Origin of the sequence: Achromobacter sp. (assembly GCF_032102605.1) — a bacterium.
GTDB lineage: Bacteria > Pseudomonadota > Gammaproteobacteria > Burkholderiales > Burkholderiaceae_B > Achromobacter.
The window spans coordinates 1-16,332 of sequence record NZ_DAMDGT010000004.1 but is presented as its reverse complement, the minus strand read 5'-3'; the positions used below and the strand labels follow the sequence as shown (position 1 = coordinate 16,332).

Genomic DNA, 16,332 nt, shown 5'->3' with positions numbered 1-16,332 from the left:
CCGGGTAAGCGAAATATTCCCTGGGGGCCAGCGGGCCGGACGGCCGACCCGCTGAATATGGCCCCTTATTTCTTGCCGGGCTGCGCCGGGGCCACGGGATCGCTAGCCGGGAAGCTCTCTTTCAGCGCGCGGTCCACTCGCTTGTCGTCCGCGTCCGGATCAGAGGGAATCGCGACCGGGTCGCTGGCCGGAAAGGTGTCCGCCAGAGCCTCGTCCAGTTCGTGTTCGACGTGGTCTTCGTCGACTGGAGTGCTTACCTTTCCCTTTTTGACCGTTTTTCCAGTCTTGGGATCATGGTGCATGCGCCTTCTCCTTCAAGTCCGTGGTGCCTGGAATCCACCCCTGCAAGTGCCGTTCCACCAGGCTGGCCAACCCGGCGATCCAGGCGGGATCGTCGTTGATGGCCGGGATGTAACGGAACTGCTTGCCGCCGGCTCCGATGAAGGCGTCGCGGCATTCCAGGCTGATTTCTTCCAGGGTTTCCAGACAGTCTGCCACAAATCCCGGACACACCACATCGACCTCAGTGATGCCCGAGGCGGCCAGCGCCTTCAGGGTGGGCTCGGTGTACGGCTCCAGCCAGCGGGCAGTGCCGAACCGGCTCTGGAAGGTGACTTCGATCTGATCGCGGGGCAGCGAGAGCCGCTGGGTCAGCAGCCGGGCGGTCTCCATGCAATCGCGGTAGTAGGGGTCGCCCAGTTCGATCGAATAGCGCGGCAGGCCGTGAAAGCTCATGACCAGTTTCTGCGGCTTTCCGTGCTCGAGCCAATACCGCTCGATCCGACCCGCCAGGGCGTCCAGATAGGCCGGTTCTTCGTGGAAGCGCTTGATGAAGCGCATTTCGGGCTGGTCACGCAGCCGTCCCATGTAGCGGGTGACCGCATCAACGACCGTGGCAGTAGTGCTGGCCGCATACTGGGGATACAGAGGAACGGTCAGGATGCGTTCGCAGCCCTGCTTGCGCAGTCGCGAGATGGCATCGGGAAGCGACGGGTTGCCGTAGCGCATTCCCAACTCGACAACCGCGTCCAGACCGCGCGCCTGCAGGGCGGCCCGTACGCCGTCGGCCTGCCGCTGGCTGTAGACCATCAAGGGCGAACCCTCCTTCATCCACACGCCGGCGTAGCGCGGCTCGAGTCTTTTCGGACGACGCCGGAGCACCATGCCGTGCAGGATGGGTTTCCAGAGATAGCGCGGGATTTCGATGACACGAGGATCGGACAGGAATTCGCCCAGGTACTTGCGAATATCCTTCGTGCCCGGCGTGTCGGGCGTGCCCAGGTTCACCAGCAGCACGCCGACCTTGCCCGCCACGCGCGGCGGCGGGTCTTCGTTGAAGGGGTCTTCTTGCTCGGGTTCAGGCAGGTAGCGTTCAGGCCAGAGATACTTGAACAGGCGAAGAAACACAAAAACTCCCCTTCCTCCGCAAGGAGGATGTAGCTTTGAATGGAACTACTGGTTGTGGCTGAGGGCGTTGGACAGCAGCCGCGCCGTGATGTCCACGATGGGAATCACGCGCTCGTAGGACATGCGGGTTGGTCCGATGACGCCCAGCGTACCCACTACCTTGCCATCGACGCCATAGGGCGCGGTGATGACGGAAACGTCTTCGAGCGGCACCAGTTGCGAATCGCCGCCGATGTAGATCTGCACCCCCTGCGCACGGCTGGACACGTCGAGCAGTTGCAGCAGGTCGGTTTTCTTTTCGAACAGCGAGAACATCTTGCGCAGCCGGTCCATGTCGGACGCGATGTCGGTCACGTCCAGCAGCTTGCGTTCGCCGGAAATGACCACGGCATCGCCGTCTTCGGCGGCCTCGGCGCTGGCTTCGACGGCGGCCTGCATCAGGCGCGAGATGTCTTCGCGCAGTTGGGCCAGCTCGGTGGACAGCGTCTGCCGGACAGCGTTGAACGACTTGCCGGCAAAATGCATGTTGAAGAAATTGCCGGCTTCCAGGAGTTCGGATTCGGAGTAGTCGCGCTGAACGAAGAGGATGCGGTTCTGGACGTCGCCGTCGGGCGTGACGATGATCAGCAGGACGCGCTTGTCGGACAGCCGGATGAATTCGATCTGGCGGAACACCTGGGCCCGCTTGGGCGTGAGCACCACGCCGGCGAACTGCGTCAGGTTGGACAGCAGCGCCGCAGCGGCGTTAACGGCGCGGGTGGGTTCCGCCGCGGACAGCATTTCGCCCATGTTGTGCGGCTGCAGCTGGTATGACTGCACCGCCAGCAGGGAATCGACGAACATGCGGTAGCCGCGCGGCGTGGGCACACGGCCGGCGGAGGTATGCGGACTGTGGATCAGCCCCAGTTCTTCCAGATCCGCCATGACGTTGCGGATGGTGGCCGGGGACAAATCGAAGACTTTAGAAAGCGTCCGCGAGCCGACTGGTTGCCCATCGGCGATGTAGCGTTCTATCAACGCTTTCAGTAATGCGCGTGCGCGGTCATCCATAAGGGGTATTTTAGGGAATCTTTTCCGATTGAGGCGATTTTTGTCCCGCAAGCCGATATACGGCCCCATATAATCGGTTAACCGGCCCATTTCGGGCAGGTTTGGCGTTCGGTTTCGCCCTTTTCATTTGTACGCAGCCATGCATTTTCCTACAGTCGCCCTGATCGGCAGATACCAGGACACCGGCCTGGACACACCGCTGAGAGCACTTGCGCACGCGCTGACGCAAGCGGGCCGGCATGTGCTCATCGATGCTGACACGGCGCGCAACACCGGCCTGACCGAATACCCCATCGCCACGCTCGAAGAAATCGGCAAGACCGCATCGCTGGCGGTCGTGATGGGCGGCGACGGCACGGTGCTCGGCGCCAGCCGGCATCTTGCGCCCTACGGCATGCCGCTGGTCGGCATCAATCACGGCCGCCTCGGATTCATCACCGACATCGCGCTGCAAGATGCGCACGCCGCGCTTGCCCGCGTGCTTGAAGGCAGCTTCCAGATCGAAGAACGCATGCTGCTTGAAGGCAGCGTGTGGCGCGGCGACCAGAAAATGTATTCCGCGTCGGCTTTGAACGACGTCGTCCTGAACCGCGCGGGGCGCGGTGGCATGATCGAAGTCCGGGTCGAACTGGACGGCGCCTTCATGTACACGCAGCGCGCCGACGGCCTGATCATCGCCACGCCCACGGGTTCCACCGCGTATGCGTTGTCCGCCAACGGTCCTATCCTGCACCCCGGCATGAATGCCATGGTGCTGGTGCCGGTGGCGCCGCAAACGCTGTCGAACCGCCCCATCGTCATCCCGGACACGGGCGTACTGAACATGACGCTCACGGCCATGGGCCGGGTCGAAGTCGGCGCCAGCGTGCATTTCGACATGCAGACCTGGTCCGACCTGCAACCGGGCGATCGCATCGTCGTGCAGCGTGCGCCCTATACCATCCGCTTCGTGCATCCCGAAGGCTACAGTTTCTTCTCCACCCTGCGGCGCAAGCTGCACTGGAACCTGATGCCCGAAGCCTCCGACAACGTAGAGTAGTAAGCGCCCCGACATGCTGCGCACCCTGCACATCCGCGACTTCGTCATCGTCGAACAGACCGAAATCCATTTCGGCCCTGGCTTTACCGTCTTTTCCGGCGAGACCGGCGCAGGCAAATCCATCCTGGTGGATGCGCTGGCGCTGACGCTGGGCGAACGCGGCGACGCCAGCATGCTGCGCGAAGGCGCAACGCGCGCCGACATCACGGCGGTCTTCGACATGCCCAAGTCGCTGCACGCCTGGCTGGCCGAACGCGAGATCGACGCCGACGACGAACTCTCCCTGCGGCGCGTCATCGACGCGCAGGGCCGCAGCCGCGCCTATATCAATGGCACGCCGGCCACGGTGGCGCAGCTGCGCGAACTGGGCGACAGCCTGGTCGACATCCACGGCCAGCACGCGCACCAGAGCCTGATGCGACCCGATGCGCAACGCGACCTGCTGGACGCCCATGGCGGCCACGGCGATCTCCGCCACGCCGTCGCGCAGGCCTGGAAACAATGGCGCGCGCTGGCGCGCCAACTTGAATTCGCCGAAAAAGACGCCGAAAGCCTGGCTGCCGATCGCGACCGTCTGCAGTGGCAGGTCGACGAACTGGACCAGCTGAACCTGGGCCCGGACGAATGGGACTCGCTGCAATCCGAGCACACGCGCCTGTCGCATTCGCAATCGCTGCTGGACGGCGCTTCGCAGATCCTTGAAGCCCTGGATGGCGAAGGCGACTCGGCGCACCACCGGCTCACGGCGGCCAACCAGCGCATCCAGCAGATGCTGCGGCACGATCCGGGCCTGAAGGGCGTTCACGACGAACTGGAATCGGCGCGCATCGCCATCAGCGAAGCCGTTTCCGACCTGAACAACTACGTCAGCCGCGTCGACCTGGACCCCAAGCGCCTTGCCGATGTTGAAGCCCGGCTAGGCCTGGTGTTCGAAACCGCCCGCAAATTCCGCACCGAGCCCGACGCGCTGTGCGAACTGCGCGAGTCCTTGCATGCCGAACTGGCCGCCTTGCAGGCCGCGGGCGACATCGATGCCTTGCGTGCCCAGGCCGTCGCCGCGCAGACGCAATACGACGCGGCGGCAGCCAAGCTCACGGCCGCCCGGCGCAAGGTCGCGAAAGACCTCGGCAAGCAGGTCACGCTGGCCATGCAGACGCTGGCCATGCAGGGCGGCCGGTTCGAACCCACGCTGGCGGCGTCGGCGCCGTCGGCGCATGGCAGTGAACAGGTGGAATTTCTGGTGGCCGGCCACGCCGGCACCACGCCGCGCCCACTTGCCAAAGTGGCGTCGGGCGGCGAACTGTCACGAATTTCGCTGGCGCTGTCGGTCATCGCCAGCCGCGCGGCGCGCGTGCCCACCCTGATCTTCGACGAAGTCGACAGCGGCGTGGGCGGCGCAGTCGCCGAAGCCGTCGGCAAGCTGCTGCGCGAACTGGGCGAACGCCACCAGGTGCTTTGCGTCACTCACCTGCCCCAGGTTGCCGCATGCGCCAACAATCAGTTCCTGGTAGCCAAGGCGGAATCCCGCGGCACCACGCGCTCCAGCATCGAAGAACTGGACGCCTCCGCCCGCGTCGAGGAGATCGCGCGCATGCTGGGGGGCGCGAAACTTACGGCCACCACGCGTGAACACGCACGCGAGATGCTGGAAGGGTTCGGCCAGCCGGCCTCCTAGCCCTGCGGGCAGCCGGTCGCCACCCCTGGCCGGCTGCAAAAGGGAAACGCCGCAACAGCGGCGCCTGCTCGCACAACATGCCACAACATGCAAAAAGCCCCTTCAATTTGAAGGGGCTTTTGATCTTGGGCAAGCGATGGCGGACGGGCCGCCTCTATGCTGCCGGAAGAAGCCTTATCGGCCCTTCAGGCAGTTGCCGCAGACGCCGTACAAGACCATCGCGTGGCTTTCCAGCGCGAAGGCGTTGTCCTTGGCTATCTTCTGCTGACGCTTTTCGATCTCGGGGTCCGAGAATTCGACGACTTTTCCGCAATTGGTGCAGATGAGGTGATCGTGGTGATCGCCGTCATTGAGTTCGAAAACGGCCTTGCCGCTGTCGAACTGGCTGCGCGCCAGAATGCCGGCCTGCTCGAACTGGGTCAGGACGCGGTAGACCGTTGCCAGGCCGATTTCGACGTTTTCGCCGATCAGGGCGCGGTAGACGTCTTCGGCGCTGAGGTGACGTTCACCCGATTTACGGAAAATATCAAGAATCTTCAGGCGAGGAAAAGTCGCCTTCAAACCCATGTTTTTCAGTTCGCTTTGGTCGCTCATGGTGTAATCGCTCTCCGTCCGCGTTGGCATGGGCAAGGACAGGGGTCACCGCGAGCCGGCTCACCGAATTCATGCCGCCACGCGGAACTATCCTTATGAAACCTTTATGATAACGGTTTTGTTTGCTTCCAAATAATAGGGGCGCGTAGTGTCCATGTTTGCACGTATTCCCTCCCGCTCACTGAAGACCGGTTTGGCCATCGCCGCCCTGGCCGTCGCCCTGGCGGGCTGCACCTCGAACAAATGGGGTTTCCCGTACAAGGCGCCGGTCCAGCAAGGCAACTGGATCACGCAGGAACAGGTTGCGCTGCTCCAGCCCGGCATGACCCGCGAGCAGGTGCGCTTTGCGCTCGGCAGCCCCACGCTGACCAGCGTGCTGCACGCGAATCGCTGGGACTACCCGTACTACTTCAAGCCCGGCTACGGCGAAGCCCAGGAACGCAAATTCACGGTCTGGTTCGAGAACGACCGGCTGGTCCGCTGGGAAGGCGACAAACAGCCCGACCTGCAGCCCTACCAGATCAACACGCCGGATTCGGTCTCCGAAGAAAAGGCCGAGAAGCGCGTGGACCAGGACGAAGCCCGCACGAAGGAAGAGCAGGACGAGCAAAAACGCGACGCCGACGCGCCCGCCAGTCCGCTCAACCAGTACCCGGGGCAGCCTGGCAACGCGCCGCAGCCGCTGCTTTAACACCAAGGAATCTTTATGCGTATCGCTATTGCCGGCGCCAACGGCCGCATGGGCCAGATGTTGATCGAGGCCATCCTGAAGGCCGAAGGCCTGGAATTGGCCGTGGCGCTGGACGCCAAAGGTTCCAGCGCGGTTGGCCGCGACGCCGGCGCAACCCTGGGCAAGCAAACGGGCGTGGCCATCACGGACGACCTGGATGCCCTGGCCGGCGCCGACTGCCTGATCGATTTCACGCGGCCCGAAGGCACGCTCGCGCACCTGGATGCGTGCGTCAAGCACGGCGTGAAGGCCGTCATTGGCACGACCGGCTTTGACGACAACGGCCGCGCCGCGATCGAAGTCGCCGCACAGAAGACCGCCATCGTGTTCGCGCCGAACATGAGCGTGGGCGTCAACGCCACGCTCAAGCTGCTGGACATGGCCGCTCGCATCCTGAACGCCGGCTACGACGTCGAAGTCTTCGAAGCCCACCACCGCAACAAGGTGGACGCCCCCTCCGGCACGGCGCTGAAGATGGGCGAGACCATCGCGTCCGCCTGGGATGTCGCCCTGCCCGACGTCGCCACCTGGAGCCGTCACGGCGACACCGGTGTGCGCAAGCCCGGCACCATCGGCTTTTCCGTGCTGCGCGGCGGCGACATCGTGGGCGACCACACCGTGTCGTTCTGCGGCATCGGCGAACGCATCGAAATCACGCACCGCTCGTCCAGCCGAGCCACCTACGCGGAAGGCGCGTTGCGCGCAGCGCGCTTCCTCGAAGGCAAGTCGAACGGGCTGTACGACATGCAATCCGTGCTGGGACTCTGAACCCGAGCCACAACAAAAAAGGACCCTGCGGGGTCCTTTTTTTCGTCGGTTGCTGGCCGTGCGCTTGGGCTGGCCGCCTGCGTTGATTGGCTGTGTGCGTTGACTGGGCGCGTTCGATGGCCGGCTGCATCTTGCCAGCCGTCGTCAGACGACCACGGGTTCCGGCTCCAGGCGCACGCCATACCGATCGGCTACCGCGTCCTGCACCGCGCGCGCCAGACCCATGATGTCGGCAGCCGTCGCCCCGCCCCGGTTGACCAGCACGAGCGCCTGACGGTCGTGCACGCCCGCCGCGCCCAGCGCCCTGCCCTTCCAGCCGCATTGGTCGATCAGCCAGCCCGCCGCCAGCTTGTAGCGGCCATCTGACTGCGCATACGAAACCAGTCCGGGAAAACGCGCGGCCAGATCGTCGCGCTGTGCGGCAGGAACGATGGGGTTCTTGAAGAAGCTGCCGGCGTTGCCCGTGACCGCGGGATCGGGCAGCTTGGTGCGCCGGATGTCGCAGACGGCGTCGAACACGTCACGCGCGCTGGGAGTACCCGCCGCCAACCGCGGATGCCGCTGCAGATCGGGATAGCCCAGCACAGGCCGCCATGGCCGAGGCAGCGCAAAACGCACGCTGACAATGATCCAGCGACCGGGCTCGTCGTGCTTGAACACGCTGTCGCGGTAGGAAAAACGGCAATCGGCCGCGTGCATTTCCACATAGCGTGCCTGGCGCGTGTCCCACGCTGTCAGGCTGTGGAAGCGCTCCTGCAGCTCGACGCCGTAGGCGCCGATGTTCTGCACAGGCGCGGCGCCGACGGTGCCGGGTATCAGCGCCAGGTTTTCAAGCCCGTCCCAGCCCTGCTCGACGCAGGCGGACACGAAGCCATGCCAGTTCTCGCCACCCGCGGCTTCGACCAGCCACGCATCCGGGCTGGCCTCGAGCAGGCGCACGCCTTTGAAGGCCACGCGCGCCACCAGGCCGGGCACGCGCTCGGGCAGCACAAGATTGCTGCCGCCGCCCAGCACCAACAGCGGCGATACCTGCCGCGCCAGTGCCGACAGCGCGGGCAACTGCGCGGGATCGTCCAGCGTGACAAAAGCATCGGCGCGGGACGCCAGACCCAGCGTATTCAGGCGGGTGAGATCTTGCGCAACCGGAGACAAGGAATCGGGCGCAATTTCTGCGAAGGAATTTGACATGAGCGCTTTTAGTTTGCTATAGTTTTTGTCTTCGCTCAGTTTACTTGATTGAGTGCTTGGTTTAAGTATTTACCCCGGTCAGGCGAAAACGCCCTACCCGAGGACAAGCCGAAAAAATCATGCTAGACTGCGCGCCTTCTGATCGATAACCAAGTTGATCAGGGTGAATAAGAAACGAGGTTCTGGGCAGTTTACGGAACCAACGCGGGAGTAGCTCAGTTGGTAGAGCGCAACCTTGCCAAGGTTGAGGTCGCGAGTTCGAGACTCGTCTCCCGCTCCAAATTCGCATTCGTAGCGCAAGCGACACTTGCATGCACTACGAATCAAAAAGGGCCCCACGGGGCCCTTTTTTCATTTCCGCGTTGCCAACGTCGCGCGACTATTGCCCCCCACATTGCATCCTCCGCATCTCCCCATCGCATTCACCTGCCGATGACGGTCTCTGCTCTGCGCGCGCGGGCCATCAAGAATACGCATTGCCCGTTCACTCATGAAAAAGGCGCCGGCACGGGACCTTGTCCCGCGCCGGCGCCTTCGCCCTCAGCAGCGCGCTTTCACATCTGGCTTACAACCCGACGCGCTGGCGCTCCTCGGGCGTGAGCAGGCTGGCCTGCTTCTCGGAAAGCTTGCCGTCTCCCAGCACCTGCACCATGCCGTCGGGCCGGTAGGCGGATTCGCCCGCGTTGCCGGCCTGCGAACCGCCTGCGTCGGCACTGTTGCCCGCGCTTGCGCCGTCATTGCCGAAGCCCAGGATCTGCACGCTGAAGATCGACGGCTGGTTCTGGCGCGCCTCGTTTCGGCTGCGTGCCACGGCGTCCTGCGCCGAGGAGGCGGCGGTCGAAGCTGCGGCGCTGGCCGAGGTCAGCGCGCCGGTGTTGACCGTCGCGACGACGGGGACGCCGGCAGAATCGCCCTGCACCTGCACGTTGGCGGCGTTGGCCACTTGCAGGGCCGCCACGTTCAGGTTGCCGGACACCCGGATGCCGGCCTCGCCCGCGTCGATCGTGCCCAGGGGCGCGATCAGGTCTACGTCGCCCGGCGGCACCTCGGGGATCGGATTGTCCGTGGCGACGCCCGCGCCCATGCTGGGCGCCTGCGGCGATAGGGTCACGTTGCCGACGTTGTCGTACAGCCGGCGCGGCGGCGTGTACAGCACGGTGGTCTTGGCGCCCCGGCCGGCGTTGATGTCGCCCTGGGCCGACCAGGCCTGGATGCTGCCGCCGAACGTCGTCATGATGCGGCTCTGCCCCAGCAGGATGCTCCCCAGCGAGTACAACTGGATGTCGCCCTCGCCCTGGGTCAGCACGCCTGCTGTGGAAGGCGGCGCGCCGCCCTCGAGGCCGTAGGTCTGCTGGCCGCCCGGCGTCAGCACCTGGATATCGCCGCCCGCATAGGTGTGGATGCCCGCGCCGCCATACATGGTGACGCTGCCCTGGTACACAGACGGTTCGCCCGAGGCGAGCGACGCGGGGAACAGCGTGGCGATCGCCTCGCGTCCACGCAGGTAGCTGCCCTGGCGCGGGCTGGCCGGATCGTTGTATTCCCGGCCGCCCTCGCGCAGTTCGTTGAAGTAAAGCTGCCGCGCGTAGATGGCCCGCTGTTCCGGCGCCAGGGCCTGAAGGTAGGCCATCGCGTCGGCATCGCTGCCGTGGAATCCATACCGCGCTTCCAGCCAATTGACGAGGTGAACCTGGCTGGCCTGCTCGTAGTCGCTGGCATAGATGCGACGCGGCTGGGTCGGGTCGGCGTCCCGGCGGGCCTGCAGCTCGGCCAGGAACGCCGGCGCCTGCTCGTCGGCGCCGGTGTAGCCATGCTTGTCGCGCAGCCACTGCGCCAGCGTCAGGCGCCCTTCGTACGTCTGGACCGCGCCCTGCGGTTGATCGGCCAGGGCGGTGCCGGCAGCCAGGCGATTGGCTGGGTTCAGATAGCGCGCCAGCAGCGCGGCATAGTCCGGACCTGCTGCGCCCGCGCCGGCCACGACGCTGATCGACGCGCCGCGCGCAAGTGGCACGTTGGGGTCGGCGGAGCCCAGGCTGGTGTAGTTGACTTCCTGATAGGCGTTCCCCACGCCGTTCCCCGACGCGTACAGGTTGCGGCCCGCCACCAGGCTCATGTGTCCCGGCCCGGCCACGTGGAAGCTGCTCAGCCGGATATCGCGACCCGCCTCGATCATCGTTATGTCGTCGGGACGGGAGTGGATAGCCAGGGCGCCGGTGGAACGGCCGTTGGTGCCGGTGCCCGCGAGCACCTGGGCGGGCGCGTAGACAGTGGCGCCCAGGGGCGTACCGGCATTCACGATATCGCGCCCGGCCAACACACGCAGCGGACCGCTGCCCTGGTACATGACCTGGCCCGGATAGGTCAGGATTTCCCCGGTGCGCAGGCCGATGATGTCGCCCTCCATTGCGTAGAAGCGCACCGGTTCGCGCGCGGCGGGCACGGCGGCGCTATAGCGGTCAGGCCCGAATGCAAACAGCGGGAACGTCGCGACCCCGGGCGACACCTCGACGCTGTAGTTGCTGTAGGACGGCTTGGTCGACTGGCCGATGTAGCCGGCGAACGCCGGCTTGAACGGAGTGGCGACGCTGCCGGGCGCCGCGCCAGAGCGTGTAATGGCATACCCGGCCGCGTAGATGGAATCGCCCGCGATCAGGTTCAGGACGCCCGACTCGGACGGCGCGGTCACCAGGCTCTCGATCACCGAATCGATGCTCTTGCCCAGGGCGGCGCTGCCGTAATAAAGGCTGCCCTGCGGCGCCGCGGCGCGCAGGATGGACGGATAGGTATAGCGGCCGTCCGCCGACGGGATATTGAGCGTAGGCGTCGGGATCGAGGTCTGGATGGGCGTCAGGTTGCCCCCCGCGCTCAGCAGGTCGATCGCCGTGTTGTCAGTCCAAAGCGAAAACTGACTCATGCCCCCTCCGCCCTGCCGTATGCCGTCGGCATCCTGGTAGGGGGTCGAGTTCATCATGATCAGCCGGCCCGGGTCGCCCACGCCTTGCAGCACCAGATCGCCGCGGGTATCCATGCGCGCGGCCGAGTCGCCCGCCACCACGACCAGACCGCCGCGCGACAGGGCAAGCGTGGACGTATAGGGCTGGTAGGCTCGGGATTCGCTGACGTTGTGCAAGCCGGCCGTGCTGCCGTACATCTGCGCAATATTGCCGATCGCGCCGGCCTGCGCCTGCAGCGCGCCGCGCAGGTTGATCAGCGCGCCTGGCAGATCGGCGTCAAGCGAAGCCCGGTCGACGGCCGCCGGCGACGGATTGATCGCCCCGCCGACGCGCAGCGACAGATCCCCGCCCCCCGTCTGCACCAGCGACCCTTCCGGCGTCATCCTGCCGGTGCTGCCAATGGCCAGCACCAGGCCCTGGCTGCGCTCCGTGTAATTGCTGGGTCCGCCATAACCGTAGACCAGGCCGGCGTTGCCGCCCGCCCGCACGTCCACGTTGCCGCCGCCCAAGGTGCCGATCCCGGTAAAGCCCACCATGAACGGATCACCGCTGTTCTGTCCGGGCTGCAAGCCCAAGGAACCAAAGTTGATCCACCAGGCCGTGGGGATCGACGCGTAGCCGTCGCTGCGCTCGCCCGTGCCCTGGCGCCAGAGCCAGTTCCCCACGAGCGAGGCCGAACGCTGCGCGCGCAGGGCTTTGACCTCGTTGGACTTGCGCGCCTGCACATTGCCCATCAGGTCGCCCTGCGCCGCCAACAGCAGGTTGCCGCCGTTTTCGGGGTACCAGGCGGCGTAGGCGCCGCCATCCTGGATCTGGCGCGTCAGGTGTTCGTAGTCGACGCCGCCCGCGCCCAGCACCGTGAATTCGCGGTTATAGAGGCCGCGCGCCTGCTGGTAGGGGTCCACAGGGCCAGATGACAGCGACGCGGACTGCGAGCCCGCGGTGTAGACGCCATACAGCGAATCCATGCGGAAATCGCCGCCGGAGATCAGGTCCAGGTCCCCCGCGCCGGTGCGCAGCACGCTGAAGAGGTGCGTGGTGGGGGTGACGAACAAGCGTGCCGGTTCGTTGGGCAGCGTCACGGCGATGCACCAGGTGGGCATCAGCGTGCAGATTTCAAGCAAGGCTTCATCGACGTCCGTACCCGGCTCGCCGATGCCCTGCTCGTCGGCACCGGCCCACACGTACTTCACGCGGGGCTCGGGCTCGACCAGCAGGCACCAGCCAAGCGGAATGCAGAACTCCAGGAGAGACTCATCTTCCACGCGCTTGCCAGGCTCGTCGATCCCCTGGACGTCTCCACTGGCCCACACGTAATACGGTTCCTCGGCTCCTCCGCCCACGATCTCGCGCGAGCCGATGTAATGGGCATCCGCCAGCCGCAGCACGGCCTTTGCCGCGTCGGGACGCGTCATGCGCGTATCGGCGGCGGACAGGTCCGCGCCCGCCACCAGGCGCAGCGACCACGACTGCGATCCCTGCGGCAGCAGGGTCGCCAGCGCCCAGTTGCGGCCTTGTTGGCCATCCGCATTGGCGGGCCGCAGATCGACCGCGCCCAGTCCGTCCGGCAGCTTCACGTCCACCCCGGCCGGGATCCGCGCGCCCAACGCCAACGCCAGCTCGCCGCGCTGCGTCAGGTTGGTGGCCGGCACGGGCACGCCCGCGGGCCACCAGCCGCCCTGCACCGGCGCGTTGACCGTCAGGCGCGTACCCGCGCCCAGCACGGAACCCGCCGGCAGCGACACGGACTCGCCCAACAGAGTGCCCGCCGCGAACAACAGCGCGCCGTCCGCGCCGCGGATGTCCGCATGCAGGGCCGTGCCGGCCGCGAGCACGAGCGGCTCGCTCAGCGTCATGGCGGCAGGCATTTCCACGCCACCCGGCAGCGTGAACGCGTCGTAGGGCACCGCGAAGTTCAGTTTCTGTCCCGCCTTGTACAAGGTGCCCTCGGCCAGCACGACGCCGGTACGCGGAATCACCACGTCGTTCTCGAACGGCTGCACGCCCGTAAGCAGCATCCAGCCCTTGCCGTCCGTGCGGGTTTCGCCAGTGGCCCAGTCGGGCGGCGCGAAGCCGTCGGTGATGCTGCCCAGCACGTCCAGGCTGCCTTGCGCGCGCAGCACCAGGTTGCCGGATTCGCCCGACCCATACACGGTGGTCTTCTGCGTATGCGGATTGACGCTGGCGTAGCGGTAGCCGGACAGGTCCACGTCTCCCACCACCGCGAGGTCGTTGGGGGTCACGATCTCGATCCCGGGACGCAGATGGAAGGCATCGCGGTAGCGCGCATTGTTCAGGCCCGCCAGCTTGCCCTGCATCAGGCCGGCGTTGGCCAGCGCGTTGTCGATGAAGTCCCTGCTTTGCAGGTGCTTGGCGTCCAGGTAGGCCTGATCGATGGTGTGATAGGCATTGCCGTCCGCATTGAGTCCATCGCCGGGCGTGGCGTCGGTGTAGCGCGCCGTGCCCAGCACGATGATGTCGCGTGCGCCCTGGATATCCACCGGGCCGCGGGCCTCGATGGCGATGTCGCCCACGCGGGGATCCGCCTGGTTGCCACGCGGCGCGTTCAAGACCAGCGTGCCGCGCGCGCGGCCATCGCCCAGGCCCGACACGTCGGCCGTGCCGTGGCGCAGGTCGATCTGCGCGCCCGGAGACAGCGTCAGGACGCCGTCGCGCGTGGCCAGTTCCACCATCGCGCGGTTGGGACTATCGATGATCCCGCCATGGCTGTCCACGCGCAGCACGCTGCCATGCGCGTCCAGCACCGCGCCCGCCCCCAGCGTCAGGTTCCCGACCGCGGCAAGACGGATGCTGCCCACGCGCTCGCCGCTGGCGTCGATCCGGCCGTTCACGGTCAGGCTGCCGCCGTCGACGGAAACCTCGACTTGATTGGCGCGCACCTCGTCGCCGATGACCAGGTCGCCGCGCTTCAACTGGAAGCTGCGCGCGCCGATCATCTGGTCGCGGTTCAGGCGCGCATTCAGCGCGGCGAAATCGCCCATGTCCTGGGCCCGGACGGTCACGCGGCCATAGGCATGCGGCACCCAGGTGCCGCCAGCGTCGTAATAGCCTTCCGTTGCGCCCAGGATGCGCCCCTGCAGATCGACACGGCCCGCCGAATCACCCAGTGCGATTGCCGTCAGCGAACCGGCGCTATTGCCGCGCGCGGACACGTCGATGACGCCGCCCGCGTGCTGCGTGATGTTGCCGGCGCGGCTCTCCAGGATCACGTCGCCGCCGCCCGTAGCCTGCGTGACGTCATGCAGTTGCAGGACGCGGCCGGCCAGATCCAGGTTGGCTCCCGCTCCCAGCAGCACCGCTTGTTCGCCCCGCAACGCCAGCTTGCCGGAAGGCAGTCTGATCAGGCCGTCGACCTGCACGCGATTGCCTTCCAGCGCCAGTTCCGCGCCCAGCGGCTGCGCTTCATTGGGCAGCGCGACCGCGCCCGGCAGTCCGATGTAGGAAAGGTCCCCCGTGCGCACCGTGCTGATCGAACCAGCCTCGCCCGTCCACACGGGCGTGCTGATCGTCAGGCGGCCGCCGTCGTAAGTGGCGCCCTGTCCGTCCACATAGCCGGTGCGCCGCTGGTACACCGACAGCGACCCCTTGCCATTGGCCGTCACTTCCTTGCTGGCATGGACATTCATGTCGGCAAAGCCCAGCACAAGGCGGTCGGACGTCGTCAGGTTGTCGGGCCGGCTGTTCGGACCATAGCCCAGCACCAGCCGTTCGACGTCGATATCCAGCGTGCCCGCGTCCGTGCCCGCGCCGCCCACCAGCGGCGCAGTCGGGGCCAGCGCATTGCCCAGCCAGATCAGTTCGCCGGTCTGGATGCGGGCGTGCTCGCCGGCCGCGCCCGCGCCATACAGCGCGGGCGAGCCCAAGGCCAGGCGCGCCAGCGTGGACTTGCCATCGGCGCCAAGCGTGCTCAGCGTCACGTCGCCGTAGAAGCTGATGGCGTCGCGCGCCGTCAGCGACAGCTCTTCCAGCGCCGGCGCGCCCATCGACGTGTCGCCGCGCAGCAGGCGGTCGAGCACCGACTGGTTCAGCGTCAGGCCGCTGGCCAGCACCCCGCCGGCCTGCGCCGCTTGCAGCGCGGACGTGTTGCCCACATTGATGGCGCCCACGGCCAGGGCCAGCTTGCGCGCGCCAAAGCGCGCGCCCTCCGCCAGCTCGAACGTGTTGTCCGTGGCTGCCGTGAGCGTTCCTTCGGAATACAGCGAGGCGCCCGAACCGATCAGGATCGGCGCGGCGCCGCCCAGGACCAACGGATTGGGATCGGAAGAGGATGGCAGTACATCCAGCCACCCATTGGACACTGCCAGCAATCCGTTGTTGCCCGGGTCGTAGATGAAGCCGGCGCGCGAATCGTAGGGCGCCAGGCCCGCGCCGAGCGTGTTGATGGACGCGCCCGGCTCGATGCGGATCACGCCTGTCTTGCGGGCGGACGTCATCAGCACTTCGGCCGCCTTCAGCGTCGCGCCTTCGCGCAGGTAGATCTCCGTCAGTTGGCTGGCAATGAAATTGACCGTGTTGCCACCCTGGCCATACACCACATAGGGCAGGTTGCCGAACGAGAGCCGTGGCGCGCGCAGCGCGTTCAAGTCCGAGGCATACACCGACGTGCCGGCAAAGCCCGGCGTGGCGCCCTTGCCGTCAGCCACGATTTCCAGCGTGGATTGTTGCGACAAGATCGCGACCGTGCTGCCGAACATGACGGTACGGCCACCCCTCAATCGGCTGACATCCTAGTCAAGAAAAGTAACAATTACATGACACTTAACTTGCAGGGCTGGGCAAGCGCTACGCACCCGATGCATTTTTCAAAAAAGTCGGTATACTCTCGCCTCTTGCAAAAAAACGGCAAGAAATGCGGGAGTAGCTCAGTTGGTAGAGCGCAACCTTGCCAAGGTTGAGGTCGCGAGTT

At 66.0% G+C, this 16,332-nt stretch carries 10 protein-coding genes and 1 tRNA gene; 5 read left to right on the top strand and 6 right to left on the bottom strand.

The window, feature by feature from the left end:
• Positions 1-65: 65 nt before the first annotated feature.
• From RT614_RS10520 to hrcA, 3 genes are read right to left on the bottom strand one after another with little or no spacing between them, the layout of a single operon-like run.
• Positions 66-302, bottom strand: coding sequence for a hypothetical protein (locus RT614_RS10520; RefSeq protein ID WP_313622066.1), 237 nt, complete (start codon positions 300-302; stop codon positions 66-68).
• Positions 292-1,407, bottom strand: a complete 1,116-nt coding sequence (hemH, locus tag RT614_RS10515; protein ID WP_313622065.1) for a ferrochelatase — start codon at positions 1,405-1,407, stop codon at positions 292-294. Before hemH ends, RT614_RS10520 begins: the two co-directional genes overlap by 11 nt.
• Positions 1,408-1,452: 45 nt before the next feature.
• On the bottom strand, positions 1,453-2,457 hold the full coding sequence (gene hrcA / locus RT614_RS10510; protein WP_313622064.1) for a heat-inducible transcriptional repressor HrcA: 1,005 nt from the start codon (positions 2,455-2,457) through the stop codon (positions 1,453-1,455).
• Between the two features lie 139 nt (positions 2,458-2,596).
• Between hrcA and RT614_RS10505 the strand changes: the two genes are divergently transcribed.
• Together RT614_RS10505 and recN are read left to right on the top strand one after the other, a co-directional pair.
• Positions 2,597-3,496 (top strand): NAD kinase, encoded by a 900-nt coding sequence (locus tag RT614_RS10505; protein WP_313622063.1) that lies wholly within the window; start codon positions 2,597-2,599, stop codon positions 3,494-3,496.
• Positions 3,497-3,509: 13 nt separating this feature from the next.
• A complete protein-coding gene (gene recN / locus RT614_RS10500) occupies positions 3,510-5,171 on the top strand; it encodes a DNA repair protein RecN (protein WP_313622062.1) in 1,662 nt (553 codons plus the stop codon).
• Between the two features lie 174 nt (positions 5,172-5,345).
• Here recN and fur read toward each other — a convergent pair whose 3' ends face one another.
• Positions 5,346-5,765 (bottom strand): ferric iron uptake transcriptional regulator, encoded by a 420-nt coding sequence (gene fur, locus RT614_RS10495; protein ID WP_313622061.1) that lies wholly within the window; start codon positions 5,763-5,765, stop codon positions 5,346-5,348.
• A 154-nt stretch (positions 5,766-5,919) separates the two neighbouring features.
• Here fur and RT614_RS10490 point away from each other — a divergent pair, with 154 nt between their 5' ends.
• Positions 5,920-6,456: an outer membrane protein assembly factor BamE gene (locus tag RT614_RS10490; RefSeq protein WP_313622060.1), complete on the top strand. Its 537-nt coding sequence runs from the start codon at positions 5,920-5,922 to the stop codon at positions 6,454-6,456.
• 15 nt (positions 6,457-6,471) lie between these two features.
• Positions 6,472-7,263, top strand: a complete 792-nt coding sequence (gene dapB / locus RT614_RS10485) for a 4-hydroxy-tetrahydrodipicolinate reductase (RefSeq protein WP_313622059.1) — start codon at positions 6,472-6,474, stop codon at positions 7,261-7,263.
• 144 nt (positions 7,264-7,407) lie between these two features.
• Here the strand turns inward: dapB and murB are convergent, their stop codons facing one another.
• Positions 7,408-8,451 carry a UDP-N-acetylmuramate dehydrogenase gene (gene murB / locus RT614_RS10480; RefSeq protein ID WP_313622058.1) on the bottom strand — a complete coding sequence of 348 codons (1,044 nt, stop codon included), beginning with the start codon at positions 8,449-8,451 and terminating at the stop codon, positions 7,408-7,410.
• A 204-nt stretch (positions 8,452-8,655) separates the two neighbouring features.
• On the opposite strand from murB, the gene RT614_RS10475 reads away from it, so the two are divergent.
• Positions 8,656-8,731, top strand: a tRNA-Gly gene (locus RT614_RS10475).
• 285 nt (positions 8,732-9,016) lie between these two features.
• Here the strand turns inward: RT614_RS10475 and RT614_RS10470 are convergent.
• Positions 9,017-16,120: a filamentous hemagglutinin family protein gene (locus tag RT614_RS10470; protein ID WP_313622057.1), complete on the bottom strand. Its 7,104-nt coding sequence runs from the start codon at positions 16,118-16,120 to the stop codon at positions 9,017-9,019.
• Between the last annotated feature and the right edge of the window lie 212 nt (positions 16,121-16,332).

What these genes read in the sequence shown, in the direction of transcription:
- recN (WP_313622062.1), top strand. Translation starts at nt 3,510, where the DNA reads ATGCTGCGCACCCTGCACATCCGCGACTTCGTCATCGTCGAACAGACC.
- murB (WP_313622058.1), bottom strand. Translation starts at nt 8,451, where the DNA reads ATGTCAAATTCCTTCGCAGAAATTGCGCCCGATTCCTTGTCTCCGGTT.
- RT614_RS10505 (WP_313622063.1), top strand. Translation starts at nt 2,597, where the DNA reads ATGCATTTTCCTACAGTCGCCCTGATCGGCAGATACCAGGACACCGGC.
- RT614_RS10470 (WP_313622057.1), bottom strand. Translation starts at nt 16,120, where the DNA reads ATGTTCGGCAGCACGGTCGCGATCTTGTCGCAACAATCCACGCTGGAA.
- dapB (WP_313622059.1), top strand. Translation starts at nt 6,472, where the DNA reads ATGCGTATCGCTATTGCCGGCGCCAACGGCCGCATGGGCCAGATGTTG.
- RT614_RS10490 (WP_313622060.1), top strand. Translation starts at nt 5,920, where the DNA reads ATGTTTGCACGTATTCCCTCCCGCTCACTGAAGACCGGTTTGGCCATC.
- RT614_RS10520 (WP_313622066.1), bottom strand. Translation starts at nt 302, where the DNA reads ATGCACCATGATCCCAAGACTGGAAAAACGGTCAAAAAGGGAAAGGTA.
- hrcA (WP_313622064.1), bottom strand. Translation starts at nt 2,457, where the DNA reads ATGGATGACCGCGCACGCGCATTACTGAAAGCGTTGATAGAACGCTAC.
- fur (WP_313622061.1), bottom strand. Translation starts at nt 5,765, where the DNA reads ATGAGCGACCAAAGCGAACTGAAAAACATGGGTTTGAAGGCGACTTTT.